Source organism: Cellulosimicrobium funkei, from assembly GCF_001019615.1.
Taxonomy (GTDB): domain Bacteria; phylum Actinomycetota; class Actinomycetes; order Actinomycetales; family Cellulomonadaceae; genus Cellulosimicrobium; species Cellulosimicrobium cellulans_E.
Window position 1 is genome coordinate 22,438 of sequence record NZ_JNBQ01000047.1, and the last position, 6,370, is coordinate 28,807.

The window sequence follows — 6,370 nt, forward strand, 5'->3', positions numbered from 1 at the left end:
CGTTCGTGCGTCCGGACCGGTGCGCACGCCGCACCGCGGCGACGCCTCGTCGTGTCGTGCCCGACGGCGGTCCCCGCCCTGGTGCGGGTAGTGTTTCGCGGAGTCGTGGGCACGTCCGCGAGGACCCCGCGACGAGGTGGACCGTCCCGCGCACGACGCGCGACGTCCGTGCACGACGCACCCTGACTGGCACTGGAGGAAGAATGTCCCTGGGAGACGTGGCCGGCCTCATCGCAGCCATCGCGTTCGTGCTGCTCGTCGGCCTGCTCGCGGTGCCGCTCCTCAAGCTCGGCCGCGTGCTCGACGAGGCGCGCGCGAGCATCAAGGAGGTCACGGACCACTCGGTCCCGATCCTCGACGAGGCCGCGACGACCGTCGCCACGACCAACAGCCAGCTCGTCAAGGTCGACACGATCACGACGTCGGCCGCCCAGGTGAGCGAGAACGTCTCGGCGCTCACGGGGCTGTACGCCGCGACGTTCGGCGCCCCGCTGGTCAAGGTCGCCGCGTTCACCTACGGCGTGCGCCAGGCGGCCGCCCGCTCGTTCGGCCGACGCCGTCCTTCGGACGGCGCCGGGCGTGCCGAGGGGTCGCGCTGATGCGCCGCGTCTTCTGGGTCGGCGTCGGGGTCGCGATCACGGTCGTGGTCGTCGTCCGCGGCAAGAAGATCCTCGCGCGGTACGCGCCCGCGTCGCTCGTGGACCAGGCGACGGAGCAGGTCAACGGCCTGGGCGAGAAGGTCGTGGAGATCGCCCGCGACTTCCGCACCGAGTTCACGCTCGCGCGCGACGCGCGCGAGCAGGAGCTCATGGCGGCGCTCCTCGCCGAGGGCCAGGAGGACCCGGACGTCGTCCGAGCGCGCCGCGCGGCCGGCCGCCACGCGCGCCCGGCCGCGGGAGACCCCAGCCCGTTCGACGACACGGACGACGTCGAGGACCTCCTCGGTTACTCCTTCTAGGACGCGCGGCCCGGCCGCCGCGACCCACAGCAAGCACCCCGCACGACCCACCGACTGCCCGAAGGACATCATGCGCACCGCCGAGATCCGCAAGCGCTGGCTCGACTACTTCGCCGACCGCGACCACACCGTCGTGCCCTCGGCGTCGCTCGTCTCCCCGGACCCGTCCACGCTGTTCACCATCGCGGGCATGGTCCCGTTCATCCCGTACATGACGGGCGAGCAGACCCCGCCGTGGGACCGTGCGACGAGCGTCCAGAAGTGCGTGCGCACGCTCGACATCGACGAGGTCGGCAAGACGACCCGCCACGGCACGTTCTTCCAGATGAACGGCAACTTCTCCTTCGGTGACTACTTCAAGGAAGGCGCGATCACCTACGCCTGGGACCTCGTCACGGGCTCGCGCGAGGAGGGCAAGTACGGGTTCGACCCGGAGACCGTCTGGGTGACCGTCTACCACGACGACGACGAGGCGCGGCAGCTCTGGAAGCGGATCGCCGGCCTGCCGGACGAGCGCATCCAGGCGCGCGGCAAGAAGGACAACTACTGGTCCACGGGCCAGCCCGGTCCCGCCGGCCCGTGCTCGGAGATCTACATCGACCGCGGCCCGGAGTTCGGTCAGGAGGGTGGCCCCGTCGTCGACGAGGACCGCTACCTCGAGATCTGGAACCTCGTGTTCATGCAGTACGCGATCGACGACGTGAAGTCGAAGGAGGAGTTCCGGATCGTCTCGGAGCTCGCGCGCAAGAACATCGACACGGGGATGGGCCTGGAGCGCGTCGCCTACCTGCTCCAGGGCAAGGACAACCTCTACGAGATCGACGAGGTGTTCCCCGTCATCGCGGCCGCCGAGGCGCTCTCGGGCAGGCGCTACGGTGCGAACCAGGAGGACGACGTGCGCATGCGCGTCGTGGCCGACCACGTCCGCTCGGCCCTCATGATCATGAGCGACGGCGTGCGCCCGTCCAACGAGGGCCGCGGCTACGTGCTGCGCCGCCTGCTGCGCCGCTCCGTGCGCGCGATGCGTCTGCTGGGCGTGGAGGACCGCGCGATGCCGGCGCTGCTCCCGGTGAGCCGCGACGCGATGGCGCCGTCGTACCCGGAGGTCGCGACCGACTTCGAGCGCATCTCGACCGTCGCCTACACCGAGGAGGACGCGTTCCGCCGCACCCTCACCTCGGGGACGACGATCCTGGACACGGCCGTCACCAAGGCCAAGGCCGCCGCGGAGACGGGCGGGGTGCCGCTGCTCGGCGGCGACCAGGCGTTCGCCCTGCACGACACGTACGGCTTCCCGATCGACCTCACGCTCGAGATGGCCGCCGAGCAGGGCGTCCAGGTCGACGAGAAGGCGTTCCGCGCGCTCATGACCGAGCAGCGTCAGCGCGCCCGCGCCGACGCGCTCGCCAAGCGCTCGGGCGGGGTGGACACGGCCGCCTACGAGTCGCTCGCGGGCGAGCTCTCCGCGCCGGTGGAGTTCCTCGGCTACACCGAGTCCTCGGCCGCCGTGCGCGTGGCCGGGCTGCTCGTCGACGGCGTGCCCGCGCCCGCCGCGACCGCGCCCGCCGACGTCGAGGTCGTGCTCGACCGCACGCCGTTCTACGCGGAGGCCGGCGGCCAGCTCGCCGACCACGGCACGATCGTGCTCGACGGCGGCGCGACCATCGAGGTCGACGACGTCCAGCGCCCGATCAAGGGCCTGTCGGTGCACCGCGGCCGCCTCGTCGAGGGGACCGCGGCGCTCGGCGACCCCGGCACCGCGACGATCGACCGGGACCGCCGCAAGGCGATCAGCCGCGCCCACTCGGCGACGCACATGATCCACAAGGCCCTCCAGGAGTCGCTCGGCAAGGACGCGACCCAGGCCGGGTCGGAGAACGCGCCGAGCCGCATCCGGTTCGACTTCCGTCGCTCGTCGGCCGTGCCCGCGGGTGCCCTGTCGGAGATCGAGGAGCGGGTCAACACCCAGCTCCAGGAGAACCTCGAGGTCACGGACCAGCTCATGCCGATCACCGAGGCGCGCGCCCTGGGCGCGATGGCGCTGTTCGGCGAGAAGTACGGCGACGTCGTCCGCGTGGTGTCGATCGGCGGCGACTGGTCGCGCGAGCTGTGCGCGGGCACGCACGTGCAGCAGACGGGCCAGCTCGGCCTGGTGACGCTGCTCGGCGAGTCGTCGATCGGCTCGGGCGTGCGGCGCGTCGACGCGCTCGTCGGCGACGGCGCGTACGGGTTCCAGGCCAAGGAGCACGCGCTCGTGGGTCAGCTCACCGGTCTGCTCAACGTGCGGACCGAGGAGCTGCCGGACCGCGTGGGCGCGCTCGTGTCCCGTCTGCGCGACGCCGAGAAGGAGCTCGCGCAGCTCCGGCAGGGCCAGCTCCTCGCGGTGGCCGGCACGCTCGCCGCGGGCGCGGAGCTCGCGGGCGGCACGCGCGTCGTCGTGCACGATGCCGGCGAGGTCGCCTCCGCGGACGACCTCCGCGCGCTCGCGCTCGACGTGCGCGGCCGCCTCGGCGAGTCCGAGCCCGCGGTCGTCGCCGTCGGCGGCGTCGCGAAGGGCCGCCCGCAGGTGGTCGTCGTGACCAACGCGTCGGCCCGGGCCGCCGGCCTGCGCGCGGGCGTGCTCGCCAAGGCGGCCGCCCAGACGCTCGGCGGTGGTGGCGGCGGCAAGGACGACATGGCCCAGGGCGGCGGGACGGACGTGTCCGCGCTGCCCGCCGCGCTCCAGGCCGTGCGCGACGGCGCCGCGGTCGCCGCGTGACAGGCGTCCCCCGGCTGCCCGGTGACGACGAGCGCGCCCCCCTCACGCGGGGGGCGCGCCTCGCCGTCGACGTCGGCAGCGTGCGCGTCGGGCTCGCGGCGAGCGACCCCGACGGGCTCGTGGCGACCCCGGTCGAGACGCTCGCGCGCGACACGCGCACCGGCGCCGCGGTCCCGTCGGACATCGCACGGATCGCGGCCGAGGTCGAGGAGCGCGGGGCACGCGTGGTCTACGTGGGCCTCCCTCGCCACCTCTCCGGGAGCGAGGGTGCCGCCGCCCAGGGCGCGCGGGCGTACGCTGGACGGGTGGCACGCGTCGTCGCACCGGTGCCGGTGCACCTCGTCGACGAGCGGATGTCGACCGTCAGCGCCCACCAGGCACTGCACGCGTCGGGACGCGCCGGCAAGAAGCACCGCAGCGTCGTCGACCAGGCCGCCGCCGTTATCATTCTGCAATCCGCTCTCGACGCCGAGCGGGGCGCGGGGGCGCGCGCCGGAGAACCTGTAGACCCGACAGGAGACCACCGACCGTGACCGACCTGTTCGAACGGCCCGCCGTCCAGGGCGAGCAGCAGCCCGCGCGCTCGTCGCGCTCGGAGCAGCGTGCCCGCCGTGCGGCGAAGAAGCGACGCCAGCGCCGGCGCCGCCGCGCCCTCGTGGTGCTGCTCGTCTCCCTCCTCGTGGTGGGCGGTGCGGGGTACCTCCTGCTCAACAACGCCTCCGACCTCTTCGGGTTCGACAACCCGCTCGAGGCCAAGGACTTCGAGGGCCCGGGCACCGACCCCGTCGACGTGGTCATCGAGCCCGGCTCGACCGGCCGCGACATGGGCGCGGTGCTGACCGAGGCGGGCGTCGTCGCCAGCTCGGCGGCGTTCGCCAAGGCGTTCGAGGAGAACCCCAACGCGGGGAAGATCCAGCCGGGCACCCACACCCTCCTTCTCGGAATGCCTGCCAAGGACGCCGTCGCGCGCCTCGTCGCGAACGACTCGCGCGTCGAGACGAAGATCACCATTCCCGAGGGCTACACGGTCAAGCAGATCCTCGAGAAGGCGTCCTCCGTGACGGACATCCCGGTCGCCGACTTCGAGGCCGCCATGGCCGACACCGCCGCGACGGGCCTGCCGGCCGAGGCCAACGGCAACTACGAGGGCTGGCTCTACCCGACGACGTACGTCCTCGAGCCCGGAGATGTCAACGCCACGGGCATCATCCAGAGCATGGTGAGCCAGACCACGAGCGAGCTCGCCGACCTCGGTGTCCCGCCGGAGCGCTTCCAGGAGGTGCTCACGATGGCGTCGATCGTCGAGTGGGAGGGCAAGAACGCGGAGCAGCGGGGGATGGTCGCGCGCGTGATCTACAACCGCATCGAGGACGGCATGCCGCTCGGCATGGACGCGATCGACGTCTACGGGCTCGGCAAGCCGGCCAACCAGATCACGAGCGAGGAGTTCCAGAACCCCGACCTGCCCTATGCGTCGCGCGTCCACCAGGGCCTGCCCCCGACCCCGATCGGGAGCCCCAGCCGGGAGAGCGTGGAGGCGGTCATGAACGCCCCCGCCGGCCCGTGGCTCTGGTACGTCACGGTCAACCTGGAGACCGGCGAGACGAAGTTCACGGACAAGTACGCGGAGTTCGAGCAGTTCAAGCAGGAGTACCGGCAGTGGGTCGCGGAGAACGGCGGGTGAGCGCGAGGCGCGCGCCGCGGCGGGCGGCCGTCCTCGGCCACCCCGTCGCGCACTCGCTGTCCCCGGTGCTGCACCGGGCCGCGTACGACGCCCTCGGCCTCGACGGCTGGACGTACGAGGCGATCGACACGACCGAGGAGCAGCTCCCGGCGCTGGTCAACGGGCTCGACGCGTCGTGGGCGGGTCTCAGCCTGACCATGCCGCTCAAGCACGCGGTGATCCCGCTGCTCGATCACGTCGACCCGCTCGCGAACGTCGTGGGCGCCGTGAACACGCTCGTCGTGCAGCCCACGGGCGGCCGGCGTCCCACGTTCGTAGGGACGAACACCGACGTGCACGGGCTCGTCGCCGCGCTCCGCGAGGGACTGGGGGAGCGGGACGCGAGGACCGCCGTCGTGCTCGGCGCGGGCGCGACGGCCGCCTCCACGCTGGCCGCCCTCGCCGAGCTCGGCTGCACCGCGCCGACGGTCCTGGTGCGCTCGCTCGGGCGGACCGGCACGCTCCAGCGCGCCGCGCACCGCATGGGCGTCGAGCCGCGGTTCGAGATCCTCGACGCGTCGTCCTCGGCGCTCGTCGATCGCCTCGGGCAGGCCGACGTCGTCGTCGCGACCCTTCCGTCGCGCGCGGCCGACCCGGTCGCGGAGGCGCTGGCACAGGCGGCCGCGCCGGTCGCGGGCGTGCTGCTCGACGTCGTCTACGACCCCCGTCCCACGGCGCTCTCCGTGGCGTGGGACACGGCGGGCGGCATCGTCGTGGGCGGCGAGCGCATGCTCCTGCACCAGGCGGCCGAGCAGGTGCGCCTCATGACCGGCAAGGTGGCCCCGCTCACCGCGATGGACCAGGCGCTCGAGGCCGCCCTCGGCGTCGCGGCCTGACGGCCGGTCGGAGACCGTCGGTCAGGACCGCGGGCCGGACGCCGCTGTCAGGCGATCGCGTACGCCCGGAGCGCCGCGTCGCCGAGCACGGCGGT

At 73.2% G+C, this 6,370-nt stretch carries 6 protein-coding genes; all 6 read left to right on the top strand.

Annotation, left to right across the window (positions count from 1 at the left end; all coding sequences use genetic code 11):
- Positions 1-203: 203 nt before the first annotated feature.
- The 6 genes from FB00_RS19160 (at position 204) to FB00_RS19185 (ending at position 6,275) form a co-directional block, all read left to right on the top strand.
- Entirely contained in the window at positions 204-599 is a 396-nt protein-coding gene (locus FB00_RS19160) for a DUF948 domain-containing protein (protein WP_047234515.1), read from the top strand.
- Entirely contained in the window at positions 599-958 is a 360-nt protein-coding gene (locus FB00_RS19165) for a hypothetical protein (protein ID WP_047234516.1), read from the top strand. Before FB00_RS19160 ends, FB00_RS19165 begins: the two co-directional genes overlap by 1 nt.
- A 70-nt stretch (positions 959-1,028) precedes the next feature.
- Positions 1,029-3,716: an alanine--tRNA ligase gene (gene alaS / locus FB00_RS19170; RefSeq protein ID WP_047234517.1), complete on the top strand. Its 2,688-nt coding sequence runs from the start codon at positions 1,029-1,031 to the stop codon at positions 3,714-3,716.
- A complete protein-coding gene (gene ruvX, locus FB00_RS19175) occupies positions 3,713-4,249 on the top strand; it encodes a Holliday junction resolvase RuvX (RefSeq protein ID WP_231581950.1) in 537 nt (178 codons plus the stop codon). The genes alaS and ruvX overlap by 4 nt, the downstream gene beginning before the upstream one ends.
- A complete protein-coding gene (gene mltG / locus FB00_RS19180; protein WP_047234518.1) occupies positions 4,246-5,400 on the top strand; it encodes an endolytic transglycosylase MltG in 1,155 nt (384 codons plus the stop codon). Before ruvX ends, mltG begins: the two co-directional genes overlap by 4 nt.
- Positions 5,397-6,275, top strand: a complete 879-nt coding sequence (locus FB00_RS19185; RefSeq protein ID WP_047234519.1) for a shikimate dehydrogenase — start codon at positions 5,397-5,399, stop codon at positions 6,273-6,275. The genes mltG and FB00_RS19185 overlap by 4 nt, the downstream gene beginning before the upstream one ends.
- Positions 6,276-6,370 lie beyond the last annotated feature (95 nt).

What these genes read in the sequence shown, in the direction of transcription:
- FB00_RS19160 (WP_047234515.1), top strand. Translation starts at nt 204, where the DNA reads ATGTCCCTGGGAGACGTGGCCGGCCTCATCGCAGCCATCGCGTTCGTG.
- alaS (WP_047234517.1), top strand. Translation starts at nt 1,029, where the DNA reads ATGCGCACCGCCGAGATCCGCAAGCGCTGGCTCGACTACTTCGCCGAC.
- FB00_RS19165 (WP_047234516.1), top strand. Translation starts at nt 599, where the DNA reads ATGCGCCGCGTCTTCTGGGTCGGCGTCGGGGTCGCGATCACGGTCGTG.